Origin of the sequence: Paenibacillus aceris (assembly GCF_017874035.1) — a bacterium.
Lineage (GTDB): Bacteria > Bacillota > Bacilli > Paenibacillales > NBRC-103111 > Paenibacillus_E > Paenibacillus_E aceris.
The window spans coordinates 25,337-43,265 of the sequence record NZ_JAGGKV010000025.1; the positions used below are offsets into that span (position 1 = coordinate 25,337).

The 17,929-nt window shown below is 48.2% G+C and carries 17 protein-coding genes; 11 read left to right on the top strand and 6 right to left on the bottom strand.

Features of this window, described 5'->3' with window-relative positions; translation table 11 throughout:
• Positions 1-3: 3 nt before the first annotated feature.
• Entirely contained in the window at positions 4-414 is a 411-nt protein-coding gene (locus J2Z65_RS29300) for a DUF4912 domain-containing protein (protein WP_167068228.1), read from the bottom strand.
• Between the two features lie 220 nt (positions 415-634).
• Here J2Z65_RS29300 and J2Z65_RS29305 point away from each other — a divergent pair, with 220 nt between their 5' ends.
• The gene (locus J2Z65_RS29305) at positions 635-1,057 is read left to right on the top strand and encodes a hypothetical protein (RefSeq protein WP_167068231.1); all 423 of its coding nucleotides are present in this window, start codon (positions 635-637) and stop codon (positions 1,055-1,057) included.
• Between the two features lie 113 nt (positions 1,058-1,170).
• Here J2Z65_RS29305 and J2Z65_RS29310 read toward each other — a convergent pair whose 3' ends face one another.
• Together J2Z65_RS29310 and J2Z65_RS29315 are read right to left on the bottom strand one after the other, a co-directional pair.
• A complete protein-coding gene (locus tag J2Z65_RS29310) occupies positions 1,171-1,953 on the bottom strand; it encodes a LytR/AlgR family response regulator transcription factor (RefSeq protein ID WP_167068234.1) in 783 nt (260 codons plus the stop codon).
• A gap of 236 nt (positions 1,954-2,189) precedes the next feature.
• On the bottom strand, positions 2,190-2,831 hold the full coding sequence (locus J2Z65_RS29315; protein ID WP_240160075.1) for a helix-turn-helix domain-containing protein: 642 nt from the start codon (positions 2,829-2,831) through the stop codon (positions 2,190-2,192).
• 196 nt (positions 2,832-3,027) lie between these two features.
• On the opposite strand from J2Z65_RS29315, the gene sigI reads away from it, so the two are divergent.
• From sigI to J2Z65_RS29340, 5 genes are all read left to right on the top strand, one after another.
• On the top strand, positions 3,028-3,807 hold the full coding sequence (gene sigI, locus J2Z65_RS29320) for an RNA polymerase sigma factor SigI (protein ID WP_167068237.1): 780 nt from the start codon (positions 3,028-3,030) through the stop codon (positions 3,805-3,807).
• Between the two features lie 29 nt (positions 3,808-3,836).
• Positions 3,837-5,243 (top strand): anti-sigma-I factor RsgI family protein, encoded by a 1,407-nt coding sequence (locus tag J2Z65_RS29325; protein ID WP_167068240.1) that lies wholly within the window; start codon positions 3,837-3,839, stop codon positions 5,241-5,243.
• Positions 5,244-5,900: 657 nt separating this feature from the next.
• Positions 5,901-6,914 (top strand): aldo/keto reductase, encoded by a 1,014-nt coding sequence (locus J2Z65_RS29330; protein WP_167068243.1) that lies wholly within the window; start codon positions 5,901-5,903, stop codon positions 6,912-6,914.
• Positions 6,915-6,935: 21 nt separating this feature from the next.
• A complete protein-coding gene (locus tag J2Z65_RS29335) occupies positions 6,936-8,444 on the top strand; it encodes a leucyl aminopeptidase (protein WP_167068246.1) in 1,509 nt (502 codons plus the stop codon).
• Positions 8,445-8,595: 151 nt separating this feature from the next.
• A complete protein-coding gene (locus J2Z65_RS29340) occupies positions 8,596-10,047 on the top strand; it encodes an IS1182 family transposase (RefSeq protein ID WP_167068249.1) in 1,452 nt (483 codons plus the stop codon).
• 152 nt (positions 10,048-10,199) lie between these two features.
• On the opposite strand, the gene J2Z65_RS29345 is transcribed toward J2Z65_RS29340, so the two are convergent.
• Positions 10,200-10,757, bottom strand: a complete 558-nt coding sequence (locus J2Z65_RS29345) for a hypothetical protein (RefSeq protein WP_167068253.1) — start codon at positions 10,755-10,757, stop codon at positions 10,200-10,202.
• 131 nt (positions 10,758-10,888) lie between these two features.
• Here J2Z65_RS29345 and J2Z65_RS29350 point away from each other — a divergent pair, with 131 nt between their 5' ends.
• The 5 genes from J2Z65_RS29350 to J2Z65_RS29370 all read left to right on the top strand — a co-directional run bounded on the left by J2Z65_RS29350 (position 10,889) and on the right by J2Z65_RS29370 (position 15,011).
• Positions 10,889-12,157: an MFS transporter gene (locus J2Z65_RS29350; RefSeq protein ID WP_167068256.1), complete on the top strand. Its 1,269-nt coding sequence runs from the start codon at positions 10,889-10,891 to the stop codon at positions 12,155-12,157.
• A gap of 7 nt (positions 12,158-12,164) precedes the next feature.
• Positions 12,165-13,088 (top strand): Gfo/Idh/MocA family protein, encoded by a 924-nt coding sequence (locus J2Z65_RS29355; RefSeq protein WP_167068259.1) that lies wholly within the window; start codon positions 12,165-12,167, stop codon positions 13,086-13,088.
• A 365-nt stretch (positions 13,089-13,453) separates the two neighbouring features.
• Positions 13,454-14,428, top strand: coding sequence for a helix-turn-helix transcriptional regulator (locus tag J2Z65_RS29360; RefSeq protein ID WP_167068261.1), 975 nt, complete (start codon positions 13,454-13,456; stop codon positions 14,426-14,428).
• A 74-nt stretch (positions 14,429-14,502) separates the two neighbouring features.
• On the top strand, positions 14,503-14,658 hold the full coding sequence (locus tag J2Z65_RS29365; RefSeq protein ID WP_167068264.1) for a hypothetical protein: 156 nt from the start codon (positions 14,503-14,505) through the stop codon (positions 14,656-14,658).
• 20 nt (positions 14,659-14,678) lie between these two features.
• Positions 14,679-15,011 carry a DinB family protein gene (locus J2Z65_RS29370; RefSeq protein ID WP_240160076.1) on the top strand — a complete coding sequence of 111 codons (333 nt, stop codon included), beginning with the start codon at positions 14,679-14,681 and terminating at the stop codon, positions 15,009-15,011.
• A gap of 59 nt (positions 15,012-15,070) precedes the next feature.
• Here J2Z65_RS29370 and gcvPB read toward each other — a convergent pair whose 3' ends face one another.
• Both gcvPB and gcvPA read right to left on the bottom strand, forming a co-directional pair.
• Positions 15,071-16,558, bottom strand: a complete 1,488-nt coding sequence (gene gcvPB, locus J2Z65_RS29375) for an aminomethyl-transferring glycine dehydrogenase subunit GcvPB (RefSeq protein WP_167068270.1) — start codon at positions 16,556-16,558, stop codon at positions 15,071-15,073.
• Positions 16,555-17,907 (bottom strand): aminomethyl-transferring glycine dehydrogenase subunit GcvPA, encoded by a 1,353-nt coding sequence (gcvPA, locus tag J2Z65_RS29380; protein ID WP_167068273.1) that lies wholly within the window; start codon positions 17,905-17,907, stop codon positions 16,555-16,557. Before gcvPA ends, gcvPB begins: the two co-directional genes overlap by 4 nt.
• Between the last annotated feature and the right edge of the window lie 22 nt (positions 17,908-17,929).

A 17,929-nucleotide genomic window follows, 5' to 3' on the forward strand; every position in this document is an offset into this window, starting at 1 on the left:
TCGTCACCTCGGATCTCCCCATCCCGCTTCCGAATCTTTGGGTGTTACAACACAATTGGATCGAAGTAAGGGGATAAATTCATGCTCCCATGTGTAGGTACCTATGTCCACAATATAATTGCGGTCAGCATGGGCCTGATGCAAGTACGAATGATTAGCCTCGGGCAGCGTAGTTGTATCCCAATAGGCGTGTGCGTTATGTCCGTTAAAGATCAAATGAGTCACATCGTACAAACGAATGATGCCTGGCATGACGCTAAAGTCGCATTCAAAATGCTGAGATACCAGCCATCTGCGCTTGTCAGATATTTCCCAATATGCATAGAGCGAATTTGCACCTACGACCATAAGATGGAGTAAGTCCTTGTAATATCTGCCGGGAACCTCATATCCCGCAATGGTTGAAGCCTTCAAGGTCATTCCTCTTTTCTGGCCATCGCATGGTTGAAGATCATTTGCTTGTAAAAGCATTTGCTTTTCACAAGTAAAATATGCGTGGATTGCTAAAATCTAGATGTCTTGCAAAAAAGGAATTTCAAGCTTTTAAGGCGAATATATTAGATGAATCCGGGGTAATGAAGATTATGCTACGATGCAAGTTTTCCTCACGGAAAACTCAAAGGGAGTGATATCGATGAGTTTTTGTTGTGGCGCTAGTATGATAGGTACAAAAGGTACATTGAAGCATATTCGTACGCAGATTCACAATGTGCCCATTCTCTTCTGCCCGGTATGTCACCGCATTGAGGTTCACTATCTGGTGGAGAACGAGTATGAGATTTTGGCGGAGTATGCTCATGGGGATGGGGCTCACGAGGTTGATTTTGTAGAGTACGTAGATGGGAAAGATCATCTGCTGCACGACAACTGTGTGAATCATGAAGGCGAAGAGCCCATGGAGATTGTACGCAGCCAAATTGATATGGCGCTTGATCTGCTCGGAGTGGCAAAGTCCTTAGTCGACGACGAGTGGGAAGATCAGCTCATGAAACGATTGAAGATGTTAAGCGTACGCCGCGATAGGCTGAAAAATAAAAAAACCTCTAAGCCTATGTAGAGGTTATATATTCATAAAGGTCGCTATCCTTTCTTAAAGGAAGATAGCGGCCTTTTGTTCGTTGATAAGGAAGTTACAGTTGCTTCGTGCTTCGTATCAACCATTGGTTGCGGTTAAGCATTTACATTCATTTGCAGAAGTAATCGGCCGAATTCTTTTTGCAGGCTTCTGCTTAACGGTATTTTTACAGGTGTATGATTCAAATGAATAAGGAATCTGCGTGACGTAGGAAAACTGCTTTCTTTTGCATACGAAACAACGTGCCGCATATTGATAAGAAAGCCTTTGAATGGACTGAAGATCAGAGGCGAGCTCTGAGACAGGATATCCGTTAGATTGGTGCTGGACTCCATCTGAGCGCCATTCATGAGATGAATTTTTGTTAGACGCTTGTCTTCTTTCTCAATGAAAAGGATCGATTCCTCCGAGATGGGCAGCTGAGATTTTTGATTTTTGACAGTTATCCATGTTGTCTTGACAGAAGGTGCCTCTTGGAGCTGCAGACTGCGCTCTAATTGAACTTCCGCAATGGCTTTCCGAACGGCCGCCTGAAACTTTGGCAGCATCACTGGCTTAGACAAAAAGTAGAGGGATCCAAGATCATGAAAGCTTGTTAGGATATGGTCGATATTCGTCGTACCGCTAACCATGATCACTTTCTGCTGATAACCCGCTTTACGCAATGATTCCACCATAGTGATGCCATCCAGACTGCCTGCGAGTCCTATATCGACGAGCATAATGTCCGGAAGAAGCTGATCGTACATCTGAAGAAATTGTTCGCCGTCCGTGGCGATCGAGATGACATGCAGCCCGCATTGCTGACAATAGCTTTCAAGTAATTTGCCGACCCAATAATTATCTTCTACGATGGCAACTGTGAAACGGTGCCCCATACAATATCGCACTCCATTTCTCTCACCTATTCCCCTGCATTTTGTCAGCTTATGCTCAGAAACAGCCAACTTAGTCCACATTGAACGCAAATGATCCGTTTTCCAGTATAATTCTTGTTGTAGAGTTAAGTAAGGTATCTCCAGGGAGCAAGCTTGGAAATGATGGGTTAGTATTTTGTTCACGGATGTTGACTCATATGCTCGGTATCGCATCAGCTCTGTTTATCTAGTTCACGCTAGGTAATGAGCTTAGCTTTCATGGGTAGTTGGCGAGCGTCGGCATCAGCTTCCAAAGCTAAGCCTGTGTTTCGAGCCACATAGTCCAGGATTATTTGATGATATTTCATTTGCGCCATTGTAGTGATGGTAATGCAAGGTTCATTTTCAAAGGTATCAAAATAAAGTTTGCCTTCTGAGGAGGCATACTTTTTTATTTTGTTCAGATTAACGAATAGGTGCATATCCATTTTGACAAAATGGAGATCCATTAGCGCTTCTATAAAGCTAGTAAAAGCCACGAGTGATTCCACATTTTCTTCCACGATTCCATCTTGCGAAAAGTATTTGATTGATTTCGTACCGAACTCGACATACCAGACATTATCTAAACGGATTTCACCAGGCGCCTGCCAAGATGACGCTTCTTCCAGATATCCGGCTTTCATTAAAAGATCCGTATAAGGATATTGATAGGCTTGCGAAAGCTTCCGTAAGGTGTCAGGGGATGGCTTGATGATGTCATTCGTGGTACGATTACGTCCGAGCTCTAAGTCTCGAATGTAAGCATGAGACAGGCCACTTTTACTGGCAACCTTGCGCAAGGACATTTTCCCGCGTAAAGTCTCGAGAAACTTGCCAAATTGATTACCTTGTTCCAAATGAAACACCTCCTTCCCTTAATTGTAAAGGATTCTAGATTAAAATGAAATCGTCTCCAAAGGTTTTATTTGCCAGTAGGTGCTCATTTGGACATGTATGTTATAATAAATCTACTTTTTATTTCTGTTTTACATAAATCGTACCCCCCGAATTGTCATACATAAGGACGAAACTACTATACTGTGAGGTGGAAAGGTGCTACTGGTACTATTCAAAAGGTTCCTTGGGAAAAAGGAATCCCAGGGACAAAGTGAATCCCATGCCTCTTCCCTTGAGGTTACCATACATCAAATTCAAGCAGGAGACCTAAGACTTAGGAATCAATTTATATCGGATTATCAGCCCTACGTAGCTAAAGTGACAAGCAGGTTCTGTAAACGATATATAGACCCGGCTAGGGACGATGAATTCAGTATTGCTTTAGGGGCATTTAATGAAGCGATTAATCAATACTCTTCCGTTATGGGGAGATCTTTCCTTGGTTTTGCTGAAACGGTCATCCGGAGGAGATTAATTGATTTCTTGCGTAAAGAACAACGTTTCAAAGGACAGATTCCTTATAGTTCATTCGATCAGGAAGATGATGAAGATAACCTACTCAATCCTATTGAGGTTCATCAAGCAATAGAAGCTTATGAAAAGCAAAAAGGACTTGAAGAACGGCGTAGCGAAATTATGGATTTCAGCCGCTGCTTAAGTGATTTTGATATCGATTTCTCTGAATTGACGGAAGCCTCTCCTAAACACGACGATTCCAGACAGATGCTCTTCGGCATCGGACGGACGCTAGCACAGGATGCGGAACTTATGCGGACTCTTCTGACGAAACGGCAGCTGCCCATCAAAGAGCTGCTGGAGCAAGTACAGGTTTCAAGGAAAACATTGGAGCGCAACCGTAAATATCTGATAGCAATTGCTCTCATTTTTAACGGACCATACCCTTACTTGCGAGATTATTTACAGATTCGAGAATGAGGACAGCATAAAGAAAGGAAGAACAGCGCATGAACAAGGGAATCGTAATGGAAATAAGCGAGAGCTCCATTATTGTCATGAATCCAGAGGGTCGATTTGAGAAGCTTCCTAGGGGGACGCGAAATTGTGAAATAGGGGAAGAAATACTGTTTGCACCTGTAAATAGGCGCTTCCGGGTACCGCAAATAGGAATTCTTTCTGGTTTGGCGGCCGCAATTGTCTTGTGTTTCGTCTTAGTATCTACACTGACAGGCAGCGTGCCGAGTGACCAAGTGGTTGCTTATGTAACCATAGATATCAATCCGAGTATTGAAATTGGCATTGATAACAAAGAGATTGTACAGGACTTAAACGGATTAAATTCAGATGGCGTTGAGTTAATCAGCACCTTGCAGTATAAGGGCAAATCGCTAGAAGACGTCACCTCAGATATTCTGGATAGGGCTGAGCAAGGAGCACTAGCCAAAGGTGAAGGCGACATTATCATCTCCTCCACGGTCGTAGAGCAAAAAGCAGCAGTGAATGATGAGGCGATTGCAACCAAGCTGAAAAATCAGGTCAGCAAGCATATTGAGCAAGCACATCCGGAGCAAGTCAAAAACTATGAAGTCACTGCGTTCGCAGCACCGCAAGAAGTAAGACAAGAAGCAAAGGCCAGCGGTGTATCCGCAGGTAAATATGCCATCTATCTTAATGCCGTAGATAATGGGGTTAAAGTATCGCTGGATGATATCAAAAGTGTCTCCATCCATCAGCTAGCGAAGGAAAACGGCGGGATTGATAAATTGGTAGCTCCATCCAAGCCGATCGATAAGTCCTCTTTGCAAAGGCTGGTCGCTGATGAGAAATCCGGTAAGCTGAGCGAGCGAAATCAACTGATTCAAAACGATTCTAATAAAGGCAAGAACAATGCGAACAATGACAAGAACGACAACAACAGCAATGGCAACAATACGACTAAGCTTGGTAAGAAGGATAATAATGTCAAACCAAGTGTGAAGCCGACACCTACACCTACGCCGAAAAATGTCCGCAACGACAATAAGAATGACCGAGATAACAATAATGATCGTGAAGACAAAAATGGCAAAAACGGTACTAACGGCAATAACGATAAGAATGACAAAAATAATGATAATAACGACAAGAACGACAAAAATGATAATAACGGCAAGAATGACAACGGAGATAAAAAATCAACACCAAAGCCGGACCACAGAGATGACGATGATTCGAAAAATGAATCATCGTCAAAGCCACGAGAAACCCCAAAACCTAGTGGAAAGCCGACCAGCAATCCAACGAGTAAGTCGACGGCCAAACCGACAGCGAAGCCGATATCGACAGCGAAGCCGGAGAATGATCGGAACTCCAATTTCCATTGGAATTGGGGCGATCGCAGCTGGGATGACAAGAAAGACGGTAAGGACGATTGATCATGATTGAACGAAATCCCTGTGTACACTTTTAGGAGTGTTACGGGGATTTTTTTGGATCAAGGGGGGAGGTCCGACACATCGCTGCTGAGTCACCTCCTACCGGTATGCAGTGATCCGGAATTTAACCCCTATCAGATATGCAACGATCAAGCAGTCAACCCATATTGATAACCACTGATCATCTGATGGTCACACGACACCTATTCACTCCTGAACTTGTCCCACTCATATTTCGGTCATACCCGTCAGTCGCCCCAATGTGCGAACCTGCTACCTGTGTCATACGTCAGTCGCTCCCATTACACCATCCCGCCAACCTACGAGGATGCTGCAGCGCTGTGACCATCCCGAAGATTCGGTCAAGCATTTAGGGGAACTACGATCCACTATTTGCAATAAATCGGGGATTTTAATCAAGTGAAGGGAACAGTGATCCCTTATATTGACTTCCTTGACCAATAAGCGCACAAACAGATGAAATACAGCCCTGTAGTTCCCCCTCGCCTCCCGATTGGCCGTTTTTTGGAGAAATAGTGCCCTGTAGTTCCCTAATCATTCACGACTTCGTGGAAAGTAGGACCAAGTTGTATTACAATAGTTGCATATGCAATTATTCATCCACTCGTTAACGGAACTGGGAAGGGAGATATTGGTTTGAGATATTCGAGATTCGGTAAATCAGGCTACAACGTATCGTCACTTGGCTTTGGTGCAATGAACCTTCCGAGTGTACCACTAGAACAGGCTAGAGAAGCATTAAACTATGCCTTGGACCACGGCATTAATTATATTGACACCGCAGCAGCTTATCGCAACAGTGAGGAGATCATCGGCGAATGCATTTCGCATCGCAGAGGGGAGTACTTTCTAGCGACGAAAACGGGGGCGCGTGATTACGAAACCGCGAAGGCGGAGATCGAGCGAAGTCTGGTGCGGATGAAGACAGACCATGTAGACTTGCTTCAAATTCACTATGTGAACTATGTGAGTGAGTTTAAGAAAGCCATGGATGTGGAAGGAGCCTACAAGGCAGCCCTGGAAGCCCAGCGTGAAGGCAAAGTACGCTTCATCGGCATTTCCGGTCACCGGCCGGACTTGCTGACGAAGTGGATCGCCAAAGGGCAATTCGATCAAATTTTGTTTCATTTGAATTTGGCGCAGCCTTTTGCCCTAGATGAGTTGATTCCCAAAGCGACAGAGATGGATTTAATGAAGGTCGCGATGAAGCCTTTGTCCGGCGGATTCATTCAACCCGTGGACCGGGCCATCCGTTATCCGTACAGCCAAGACGTGCATGTGACAATATCAGGGATGGTAAGCGTTAAAGAAGTACAGGAAAACCTGGCTGCGCAAGAGCAGGAAGTTGGAACAGAAGAGCGCCAAGAACTCGAACAATTGGCTATCGAGCTGGGTCAGCACGATTGCAGACGCTGCAACTATTGTTCGTGTCCGCTAGAAATCGCTATCCCGGATGTGATGATCTCCAGCAGATTTAGGGATAAATTTGGCTTGCTGCCGAAGGGCGAGGGATTTTTCGAAAGACAAAAGGATAGAATAGTAGGCTGTGCTGACCATGATCCGTGTAAAGAGAAGCCGCTTTGCGAGGAGAAATGTCCGTACCATCTGCCTATGCAATCTGTCATTCAGAAGGCAGCGTCTTTCTATTAAATAAACAGGGAGAATGACACAATGTTTGCAAAAATCACTGAAATTACGACGGGCGTGTTCACGTCATTCACGCATAACGACCAAGGGGCAGACGCCATCCTCGTCTGCCTAAGTGAAGCTGAGCTGCGCGAGGACACCGTCCTCGGCCACCCGCAGCTCGACCAGGCCCTTCAGCGCATGCGCGCTAAGGGCCTCTTCTCCGGCGCCTCAGGCGAGCTCGAGGCGCTGCCAACCCACGGGCTGCTGCCGTATGCGTACGTGCTCGTTGCGGGGCTCGGCCCCGCAGCATCACGCGATACGCTGCGAGCAGCCGCCGTCTATGCAGCGCGCGAGGCACTCGCGCTGAAGCTGGAAAGCTTGGCGCTGAAGCTGCCAAGCGGCATTGACAGCCGGTCCGCCGTCACGGCGACGACCGAAGGGCTGCTTCTCGGTACATACCGCATCGCGGTGTACCGCAGAAACGAACCGGCGCGCGCAGAGCTGCGCCGGGCGGTACTGCTTACAGAAGCGGCTGCGGACGCAGCGCTTCTGTCATCCGCGATCGCAGCCGCCGAGGCGGTTGCGGAGGGGACTAACTATGCCCGGGATCTCACGAACCTCCCGGCGAATAAGCTGCTTCCGGCTACTCTTGCAGAGGAAGCCATGAAGCTTGCCCAGCACTACGGCTTCGGCTGCGAAGTGCTGGATGAGTACGAGATCGCTGCCCGGGGGATGGGCGGCCTGATCGCGGTTGGCGCAGGCAGCGCCAACCCGCCACGGATGATCACCCTGCAGTATAAGGGGGATCCCGACTCCACCGACGTGCTGGGCCTCGTCGGCAAGGGCGTGACCTTCGATACCGGCGGCATCTCGATGAAAAGCCCCGACGGCATGGAAGAAATGATCAGCGATATGGGCGGAGCCGCAACACTGCTTGGAGCTCTTCACGTCGTCGGTCAGTTGAAACCGAAGATTAACATAGTAGTCGTCATACCGGCGGCTGAAAATATGACGTCCGGCTCCGCATATCGTCCAGGCGATATCGTGACGATGCTTAGCGGACACTCCGTGGAAGTGCTGAATACGGACGCGGAAGGCCGCATAATCTTGGCAGAGGGCATCACTTACGCGAAGCAGCTCGGAGCGACGCGGCTTATTGATGTAGCTACCTTGACCGGGGCCATCTTAATTTCCTTCGCTGATGTGGCGACGGGAGCCGTGACGAACGATGATGACTTCCTGAAACCGCTGCTTCAAGCGGCAAGAGAAGCGGGAGAAAAGCTTTGGCAGCTGCCAAACTATCCTGAGTACCGTGACATGCTGAAAAGCGATGTCGCCGATATCAAGAATCAGGCTTCCTCAGATCGCTGGGCGGGAGCCATCACTGGCGGGCTGTTCATCGGCTACTTCGCTGAAAAAACGCCTTGGATTCATTTGGATACGGGCGGCACCGCCTGGTTATGGTCAGCCAAAGGCATCGAGCCCAAAGGGGCAACGGGCGTTATGGTACGAACGTTAGCCGTCTATTTGTGCGGCGATCAGTTGAAATAAATGTTGATCACAAAAAAACACCCAGCCTGAAAAGGAGGCCACTGAAAAAGTCTTCTAAATTAAAGCAAGGTACAGATTTTCTCAATTTTTTGAGGAGACTGTACCTTTTTTCTGTATAATTAAGAGTATTAAACTTAGCGGGTGGTTAGGGATGATTACGAACCAACAGTCGATGATATTAAGCCCATATATGGAGATATATAACTTGGTTGTTCCCAAGGATAACTTGCTGCGTCAGATTGAAGAGCTTGTCGACTTCTCGTTTGTGTATGAAGAATTGAAGAATAACTATTGCCTAGATAACGGTCGCAACGCCATCAACCCTATTCGAATGTTTAAATATTTATTATTAAAATCTATCTTCGATTTATCCGACGTCGACGTTGTAGAACGCTCGAAATACGACATGTCTTTTAAATATTTTCTTCAAATGGCACCTGAAGAAGCAGCAATTGAACCGAGTTCCTTGACCAAGTTTCGGAAATTGCGGTTAAAAGACCTTAACCTGCTGGATCTGCTAATCCAACAAACTGTCGAAATCGCTATTGAAAAAGAAATCATTAAAAGTAAAGCTATCATCGTCGATGCCACGCACACCAAATCTCGTTACAATCAGAAAACTCCCAAAGAAATATTGATGGAGCGCGCCAAGAAACTTCGAAAATCTGTCTACAAGATTGATGAATCCATAAAAAATAAGTTTCCAGCAAAGACCACAACTGAAGCGTTAGAAGATGAAATTAGTTATTGCCATAAGCTCATCTCGGTAATTGAGAAGGAAGGTAGCATCTCGGAATTCCCAAAAGTAAAAGAACAGTTGAACTTCTTGAAAGAAACTATCATAGATGACATTGAGCAATTGCGAATTTCACAAGATCAAGACGCAAGGATAGGCCACAAAAGTGCGGATTCCTCGTTTTTTGGCTACAAGACGCATTTGGCTATGAGCGAGGAACGAATAATCACCGCAGCAACCATTACGACTGGAGAAAAAACTGACGGCAAGCAATTGCAAACGTTGATTGAGAAAAGCATAGCTGCTGGCATGAAAATCGATACCGTGATTGGGGACACTGCATATTCAGAAAAAGATAATATTATGTATAGCAAAAAGAATGAAATACAACTCGTATCTAAGTTACATCCCTTGGTTGCGCAAGGAAAGCGAAGCAAATCAGAGGAATTTGAATTTAATAAAGATGCAGGCATGTATGTCTGCAAGTCAGGACATATGGCGGTCAGAAAAGCGCGGACAGGAAAAAAAGAAAAGGATAGGAACCAAAAGACTACATACTATTTCGATATTGAGAAATGCAAACGATGCCCAATAAAGGAAGGCTGCTATATAGAAGGCGCTGCAACAAAAACATACAATGTAAGTATTAAGTCGCTCGAACACGCAGAGCAAGCAACGTTTCAAGAAAGTGATGACTTTAGAGAAAAGTCGAAGCAGCGTTACAAAATAGAAGCAAAAAATAGTGAATTAAAACATAGGCACGGGTTGGATGTAGCGGAATCCTCGGGTCTAATCGGCATGGAGATCCAAGGAGCTCTGGCGATATTCACAGTAAATTTGAAGCGAATATTAAAACTGTCTGATTAAAATTCATCAAAAACATGTATGAAAATAGAAAAAAACGGCTCAGTTCCATAAAAAAAATGGAAATGAGTCGTCTTTTTGTTTGATTTATTTTGGAGTCCCGAAAACATAGATAGTTCTTCAGTGGCCTCCTGAAAAGGTTGGGTGTTTTCCATTTAGGCGCCGACACTTCTTCCGGCTGCTGCCGGCTGCGAAACCGGTTTTTGCAGCAGATCGCTTATATCGGACATTTGAATGACTAGGCGGTTGATTTCATTGGTTGTATAAGAGAGCTGGCTTATACGCTGCTGGAGCTGGGGCAAGGAAATGCCGACCCAGTTTTTCTTACGGCGATGCAGGAACAGGTCATATTTGAGCACAGTCATCGTGGCGGCGAATGGATCTGGTTTGATATAAACATCTTTCATAATATCATCCAGATTAAAATAGAGCTGCCTGCTGTTCCATTTGACAAAACCTTGCTCAAACAAGATGACAAGAAAATCGGAATCGGACTTATCCTTATTTTCCATCGTAATGAGACGGACAGCACCTTTGGCCTGATTGGGCTTGATGAACTGGGTCGAACGAAGATCAGGAAGAAAAAGAACGATGAGAAGCGGGCAAACACTGGCGATATACAAATAAGTTGTTGACTGGAACACAAGAGAGAGTACAATAAAAGTCAAAAAGAGCAATGAGCTTGTGATAAGACCAAAATGGTTTGGTTTCATAGTAATTCGCTGATCCCGCCTGACATGATAGATTAGGTAGTCTGTCCTATTTTAACATAAGCGCCCTATATCTTGTAAACTATTAGATCAGTAATAGGCTTTACCCTTACAAAATGGAGGCGAGCACGCTTATGAAAATACTGGAAAGCTTGAGGAACCCCAGGAAAAAGATGTCCTACTACCGGAAAAGTCTACTCATTGCAACGCTGGAGGGGTTTCCAGCCGTTATAATTTTCCAGCTTCTTGGAGGTCCATTCTTAACGGGCTATTTACTGTTCCTCGGCGCGACTTCAACTGAGATTGGCTTTATTTTAGCAATTACGACAGTCGTCAATATTATTCAAATCGGTATGGCTGTGGCGATGCAGAAATTTAGAAACCGCAAACGAATGCTCCTCATATTCGGCTCCTCACACAGGCTGCTGTGGGCTTCCGTTGGGTTGATTCCGTTTCTTTTTCCGCAAGATCTGTGGGTCGTGATGTACATTATCCTGTATACGGCGGCTCATTTAGGCAATGCCGCGGGCGGTGTTGTGTGGACCTCGCTCATTAGCGACGCTGTGCCGGGGCCTGTTCGGGGTCGTTATTTCGGGCTTCGCAATACGATTCTAGGCGGAGTGAGTTCCCTTGCTCTGTTCATTGGGGGGCAAATTTTGGACCGGTATCCCGGGGAGCAGGGATTTACCTATTTATTTATGATCGTCGGCGTTTGCGCGGTCCTCAATGTACTGGCTTATTGCTTATATCCGAATCCGCCTTTTGAGCCGTCCAAGGAGTCGAATCCCATTGGAATGATTGGGAAGCCATTGAAAGACAGCGCTTTTCTTAAAGCGATTATTTTCTTAGCTGTGTTTTTATTTGTGCAAAGTTTGACAGTGCCGCTATTTTCCTATGTCATGCTGAAACTCATGAATATAAATTACGAAACAGTCTCCTACATTACAGTCGTCCATACTTTGGTCATGATGGCAAGTTACTATGTTTGGGGTAATCTAAATGCACATCATACCGCGCAAACTTTACTGCTATGGTCATTACCGATTATTGCGCTCGCTTGTCTTTTATGGGGCGCGATTGCTTTTATACCGGCGATTGTCGTGCTTTATGCGGTTCATATTGTGCTCGGCATTGGACTGGGCGGATTCAATCAGATGGTCTTTACCTTTACAATCGGCGACACACCGAAAAGTGAACGACCGATGTACATCGCAACGTATTCGGCGATTACGGGCTTTGCCGCTTTTTTGGGGCCAATTGTTGGCGGGAAAGTGTATGCTCTCATTTCGGAAGCACCGATGTGGGTGCAGATTTATGGCGTTTCAACGCTGGTGGGCGCTGTGCTGCTTGTACTTGGATTAGTCGTAGGGCGCATGGTGCTCGGGAAACAAATAAGGAGCTGACCGCAGAATGAAAAGAACTAGAATCGGAATCATCGGACTTGGGGATATCGCACAAAAAGTTTACCTTCCCCTTCTTTCCGTTAACGAACAAGTAGACATCGCAGGCATTATGAGCTTCACACCGGCGACGGTTGAACGAATGAAAGCTAAATACCGCATCCCGTTTGGGACGACGAAATTGGAAGAGCTTCTTGCACTTGAACTGGATGCTGTTTTCGTACATAGTCCGACAGCTACGCATTATGAAATTGCTATGCGATGTATGGAGCAGGGCGTGGCGGTCTACGTAGATAAGCCGCTGTCTTACGAGTGGGCACAATCCGTAGAGATGGCCTCTTACGCGGAGCGTAAAGGTGTACTGCTTGCTGCGGGCTTTAATCGCAGATTTGCTCCGCTTTATGTTGAAGCTCGAGACTGGCTGCAGGAAGCTGGCGGCTTCGATTGGTGCACAGCGGCTAAGCATCGGATCAAGCAGCAGGGACACAGCGCAAAAGAGACGCTTTATGATGATTTGATTCACATGTTGGATCTTTTGCTCTGGCTTGGCGGCGGGGCTTATGAAATGTCTGCCTACAACCAACACGTAGACGAGGCGGGAAAACTGCTACACGCGTCGGGAACACTGTCCTTAGGCTCTTCAATGGGCACCTACAGCATGGTGAGACTGGCCGGTGTGGATTTGGAAAAAGTCGAGCTGCACGGCAGCGGCCGTTCGGTTGAGGTGACCAATTTAGAGTCAGCGGTCTTCTATGAAAATGGCGCCGCGCCGCGTGTACGAACCTTCGGAAGCTGGGATACGGTATTGGAAAGAAGGGGCTTCGCCAGCGTTGTTCAGCATTTCTTGGACAGCTTGGCTAACCCGAATGCGTGCACGATCCGTGGCGACCTTGTGCTGAAGTCGCACCAGTTGGTTGAGCGGTTGTCTGTTTAAAGGATTTTGTAAGGGGCGGTCTTCGAGTAGAGTGTTCTACTTGGGGATAGTCCCTTTTTATTTGTTTGAGATGGCGCTGCCTCAAGGTTCTGGAAAAGGGGAGGGGAGTAGCGATGGAGTGGAATTGAGTGAAATGAGGGAAATGGATGAAAGCATGAGCAAGAGCGTGGGTATGAGAAGAGTAAGAGTAAGAGTAAGAGTAAGAGTAAGAGTAAGAGTAAGAGTAAGAGTAAGAGTATAAATATGAATATGAGTATGAACATGAATATAAGTACGAGCGCGAGTATGTACAAACATGAATACAATCCAAGAAAATGCTATGATGAAACAACATGGAAACTATTCCCTAGGAGGACTAGCCCCGAATGTCCAAAGCCGATCAAATGCTAGCCATTCTATGGCTCATCAAATCGCATAAACGAATAACGGCTAAGCAGTTAGCAGAGAAGCTTGAAATTCATATTCGAACTGTATACCGGTACATCGATGCTTTATGCGCGAGCGGCGTCCCGATCATTTCGGATTCCGGTCATCATGGCGGCTATCGCTTGCTCGGGCAGTTTAACGAAGCGCCTCTTGTATTTGATCTGGACGAGCAGAAGGCGCTCATTCACGCAGCCGCGTTTGCCTTGGAGGCAGGCTATCCTTTTGGAGAGAAGCTGAACCAGGCCGTTACCAAACTTAAAATATACACCAATCAAGAGCAGCTGGAGCAGATCTACCTTCATGAACAGGGACTTGATGTCATTCTGCCGCAGGCAGATGCCGCCGAGGCTTCTTTGCTGCGAGAAGTGGAGGTTGCGGTTGTACAGCGGGTCACGCTGCACATGCACTATCAGAAGGGTTACGGCTCCGCAACAGCTGAACGCCATTTGGATCCATATGGCCTTGTTTGCTGGAAAAACAAATGTTATGTCGTAGGGCACTGTCACTTGCGCCAAGAAATTCGCAGTTTTCGAGTGGATCGTATACGTGAGTTGTCGAGGACGGACCTGACGTTTGAGAGGCCGGTCGATTTCTCGGCGCGCCAATTCATTCTCGCGGGTGTCCTGCCTGATTCGGACAAACCGGAAGTGCTGGTCTCCGTCAAAATCACTGGCAGAGAACAGGCGCTGGACGACCTGTGCGGCCATTGGTTTCTGACTCATGCGCTAGTAGAGCGCACAAAGCATGAAGCCCATTTTCAACTGCAAGAAAAAGCGATCTACTCTCATCTTCCATATCAACTTCTCAGTTATGGAGGGACCATTCAAATTAAGGAACCGAAGCTGCTTATTGAGATGCTGATGGAGATTACGCAAAATTTGCATCAGCATTATGCGTCTGCGCAGATTGACTGACTGATTTTGTCAGTGAAGAGGATGTACAATAGGGCTATGTTGAATACGAAGTTCCACTCTGAGGAGGATGAAGCATGAGAGAACAAACGATCAAAACCTATGATTATCACGTATGGGCCAATCAACGAGTTTTCGCACGTTTGGGGGAGTTGCCAGAGGAAGTTTTGCATCATGAGCTCGGCAATGTTTTTCCGACGATTTATAAGGTCTCGTACACATTTATCAAGTAGACACAATTTGGTTGTCAGGCATGATGGGAAGCAGTTATGAACAAGTAAAAGAGCTGCTAGGCGCTATTGAAGCGAAGACGGCGAACAAAACCTTGAAGCAGTTGGAAGCGGCTTACTTGGAAAAGGCCGAGGAGTACCGCGTTTTTCTGAACGGCGACGACGATCTGCAAGCGAAGAAGCAATTTCTGCACCCGACCTTTGGCGTGCTGAATGCCAGCATCAACGAATTGGTTCAGCATATCATGAACCATGGCACGTACCACCGCGGCAATATTTCTTCGATGCTCCGCCAGCTTGGGCATGCAGGGGCTTCGAGTGATTATGTATTTTACTTGTATGAAGTCAATAAGTAAAAAAAGGGGCTGCCTTAGAAGTCAAAGAATCATAAGACTTCTAAGGCAGCCCCAACTTGTTATCCGCAGCTGCAGTTCAGGACAGGCTTGCGGGCGGCAAGCGCTTCGTCCATGCGGCTGACCACGGTGGTGTATGGCGCATTTTTGACGATATCGGGATTTTCTTCCGCTTCTTTGGCGATGGCGATCATCGTGTCGATAAATTCGTCAAGCGTTTGCTTGCTTTCCGTCTCGGTCGGCTCGATCATGATACATTCTTCGACGCTGAGCGGGAAGTAGATGGTCGGCGGATGGTAGCCGAAGTCAAGCAATCGCTTGGCGATATCGAGGGTGCGCACGCCCAGCTTTTTCTGACGGTTGCCCGACAGCACGAATTCGTGCTTGCAGAAGCGGGGATGCGGCACATCGAAGTATGGCGTCAGCCTTGCCAGCATATAGTTGGCGTTCAGTACGGCAAACTCGGATACTTTGCGCAGACCCTCCGGTCCGAGTGTTCGGATGTAGGTGTAGGCACGGACGAGGATGCCGAAATTGCCATAGTAGCCTTTGACGCGGCCGATCGACTGCGGGTAGTTATAGTCAAAGTAAAAGCTGCCATCCTCCTTTTTTGCCACAAGCGGCGTTGGCAGGAACGGGATGAGCTTTTCTTTGACGCCGACAGGACCGGCTCCAGGACCACCGCCGCCATGCGGAGTGCTCATTGTTTTGTGCAGGTTGAGATGCACAACGTCGAAACCCATGTCGCCGGGGCGTGTAATGCCCATAATGGCATTCGCATTAGCGCCGTCGTAGTAGAGCAGTCCGCCGGCCTCATGGACGATCTCGGCGATCTCGACGATTTGTTCTTCGAACAAGCCGAGGGTGTTCGGATTGGTGAGCATCAGGGCGGCGGTATCCGGACCAACCGCTTTGCGAAGCTCATCGAGATTCACCAGACCGCGTTCGTTGGATTTAATCGTAATGGTCTCGAACCCTGCGACTGTAGCGCTGGCCGGATTCGTCCCGTGCGCGGAGTCTGGACAAATGACCTTGGTCCGTTTTTCACCGCGGCTTTCATGGTAGGAGCGAATCATCATGAGTCCGGTCCATTCGCCATGAGCGCCAGCAGCGGGCTGAAGAGTTACGCGATCCATGCCGGTGAGGGCTTCAAGGTCTTTTTGGAGATTGTACAGCAGCTCCAAGGCACCTTGCAGCGATTCTTCCGGCTGGTAGGGATGTATTTTGGCGAAGCCGGGGAAGCGGGCTACGTCTTCATTGATTTTTGGGTTGTATTTCATCGTACACGAGCCAAGCGGATAAAAGCCATTGTCTATACCGAAATTGCGGCGGGAAAGAGCGGTATAGTGGCGGATGACGTCTACTTCGTACACTTCGGGCAGCTCCGGCGCGTTCTTGCGTTGGAATTTGGAAGACAGAACGTCGTTCAAATCCAGCTCCGGCACATCGGATTCCGGTAAGGAATAGGCGACACGGCCCGGATGACTCATTTCGAAAATGAGCGCTTTGCCGTCATTTTTCACGGTAATATCATTCGTACTTGTCGTCATACGAGTTCCTCCAGTGCATCAGCGAAGGCATCGATCTCTTCGCGGGTTCTTTGCTCGGTGACGGCCACCAGCATATGGCCGGCGAGCTCGGTATAATCGCGGCCAAGATCATAGCCGCCGATGATGTTATGCTGCAGGAGCTTGCTATTCAGCTCCTGCACATTCGCGCCGTCCGGAAGCTTGACGGCGAATTCGTTGAAGAAGCTGCCTGCAAACGGCAGCGAGAGCTTGCCGGACGCGGCTAAGCGGTTAGCCGCGTAGTGAGCCTTCTGGACGTTTAGCTTGCCGACGTCCTGAATGCCCTGCTTGCCCATCGTGGACAAGTACACGGATGCGCAGAGCGCGAGAAGCGCCTGGTTGGAGCAGATGTTCGACGTGGCTTTCTCACGTCGAATGTGCTGCTCCCGCGCTTGGAGCGTTAAGACGAAGCCGCGCTTACCGGCGCGGTCGACGGTTTGGCCCACGATGCGCCCCGGCATGCGGCGCATCCAGCTTTCGGCGACGGCGAAGTAACCGCACGTCGGCCCGCCCAGCGCAGCTGGGATGCCGAGCGGCTGGCAGTCGCCGACGACGATGTCAGCGCCGAGCTTGCCCGGCGCTTCGAGCAGCCCTAGCGTGAGCGGGTTCGCGCTCACGACGAGCAGGGCGCCCGTGCCGTGCGCGATCGGCTCCGCCGCACCGATATCCTCCAAGCAGCCGAAGAAATTCGGCGATTGGAGGATGACGGCCGCCGCGTCAGCTGCCTTGGAAGCGAGGTCGCCCAAGTCGGTCACGCCCTCTGGCGTGAGGCCGATCTCGACTACTTCCAAGTTCAGCCCGCGGGCGGTTGTGCGCAGGATGGCGCGCGCTTCCGGGTGCACCGCGCGGGAGACGAGCAGACGGCTGCGCTTCGTCGCGCCGCTGGCGAGGGCGCCGGCTTCGGCCAGCGCCGTGGCGCCGTCGTACATCGAAGCGTTCGCTACGGCCATGCCGGTGAGCTCGCAAATGTACGACTGAAATTCAAAAATTGCCTGCAGCTCCCCTTGGGAGATCTCCGGCTGATAAGGCGTATACGCGGTGTAGAACTCCGACCTCGAAATGACATGATTGATCACCACGGGGAGGTGATGATCGTAGATGCCAGCGCCGAGAAAGCTGGCGTAGCGGTCGAAGTCGGCGTTGCGGCCGGACAAGCCGCGCATATAGCGCAGCAGTCCCTGCTCATCCAACGCCTTCGATACGTTCAGTTCGCCCTGAAAGCGAACCTTTTGCGGAATGTCCTGAAACATCTCTTCCATGGAGGAGATGCCGATCGTCTCTAGCATTTCTTTTTGGTCCTGCTCGGTAATAGGCAAATAGCGGTGCTTCATGATGGCGCTTGCTCCTCTCCGG

What these genes read in the sequence shown, in the direction of transcription:
- J2Z65_RS29305 (WP_167068231.1), top strand. Translation starts at nt 635, where the DNA reads ATGAGTTTTTGTTGTGGCGCTAGTATGATAGGTACAAAAGGTACATTG.
- J2Z65_RS29310 (WP_167068234.1), bottom strand. Translation starts at nt 1,953, where the DNA reads ATGGGGCACCGTTTCACAGTTGCCATCGTAGAAGATAATTATTGGGTC.
- J2Z65_RS29325 (WP_167068240.1), top strand. Translation starts at nt 3,837, where the DNA reads ATGAACAAGGGAATCGTAATGGAAATAAGCGAGAGCTCCATTATTGTC.
- J2Z65_RS29335 (WP_167068246.1), top strand. Translation starts at nt 6,936, where the DNA reads ATGTTTGCAAAAATCACTGAAATTACGACGGGCGTGTTCACGTCATTC.
- J2Z65_RS29340 (WP_167068249.1), top strand. Translation starts at nt 8,596, where the DNA reads ATGATTACGAACCAACAGTCGATGATATTAAGCCCATATATGGAGATA.
- J2Z65_RS29345 (WP_167068253.1), bottom strand. Translation starts at nt 10,757, where the DNA reads ATGAAACCAAACCATTTTGGTCTTATCACAAGCTCATTGCTCTTTTTG.
- J2Z65_RS29350 (WP_167068256.1), top strand. Translation starts at nt 10,889, where the DNA reads ATGAAAATACTGGAAAGCTTGAGGAACCCCAGGAAAAAGATGTCCTAC.
- J2Z65_RS29355 (WP_167068259.1), top strand. Translation starts at nt 12,165, where the DNA reads ATGAAAAGAACTAGAATCGGAATCATCGGACTTGGGGATATCGCACAA.
- J2Z65_RS29360 (WP_167068261.1), top strand. Translation starts at nt 13,454, where the DNA reads ATGTCCAAAGCCGATCAAATGCTAGCCATTCTATGGCTCATCAAATCG.
- J2Z65_RS29365 (WP_167068264.1), top strand. Translation starts at nt 14,503, where the DNA reads ATGAGAGAACAAACGATCAAAACCTATGATTATCACGTATGGGCCAAT.
- J2Z65_RS29370 (WP_240160076.1), top strand. Translation starts at nt 14,679, where the DNA reads ATGATGGGAAGCAGTTATGAACAAGTAAAAGAGCTGCTAGGCGCTATT.
- gcvPB (WP_167068270.1), bottom strand. Translation starts at nt 16,558, where the DNA reads ATGACGACAAGTACGAATGATATTACCGTGAAAAATGACGGCAAAGCG.
- gcvPA (WP_167068273.1), bottom strand. Translation starts at nt 17,907, where the DNA reads ATGAAGCACCGCTATTTGCCTATTACCGAGCAGGACCAAAAAGAAATG.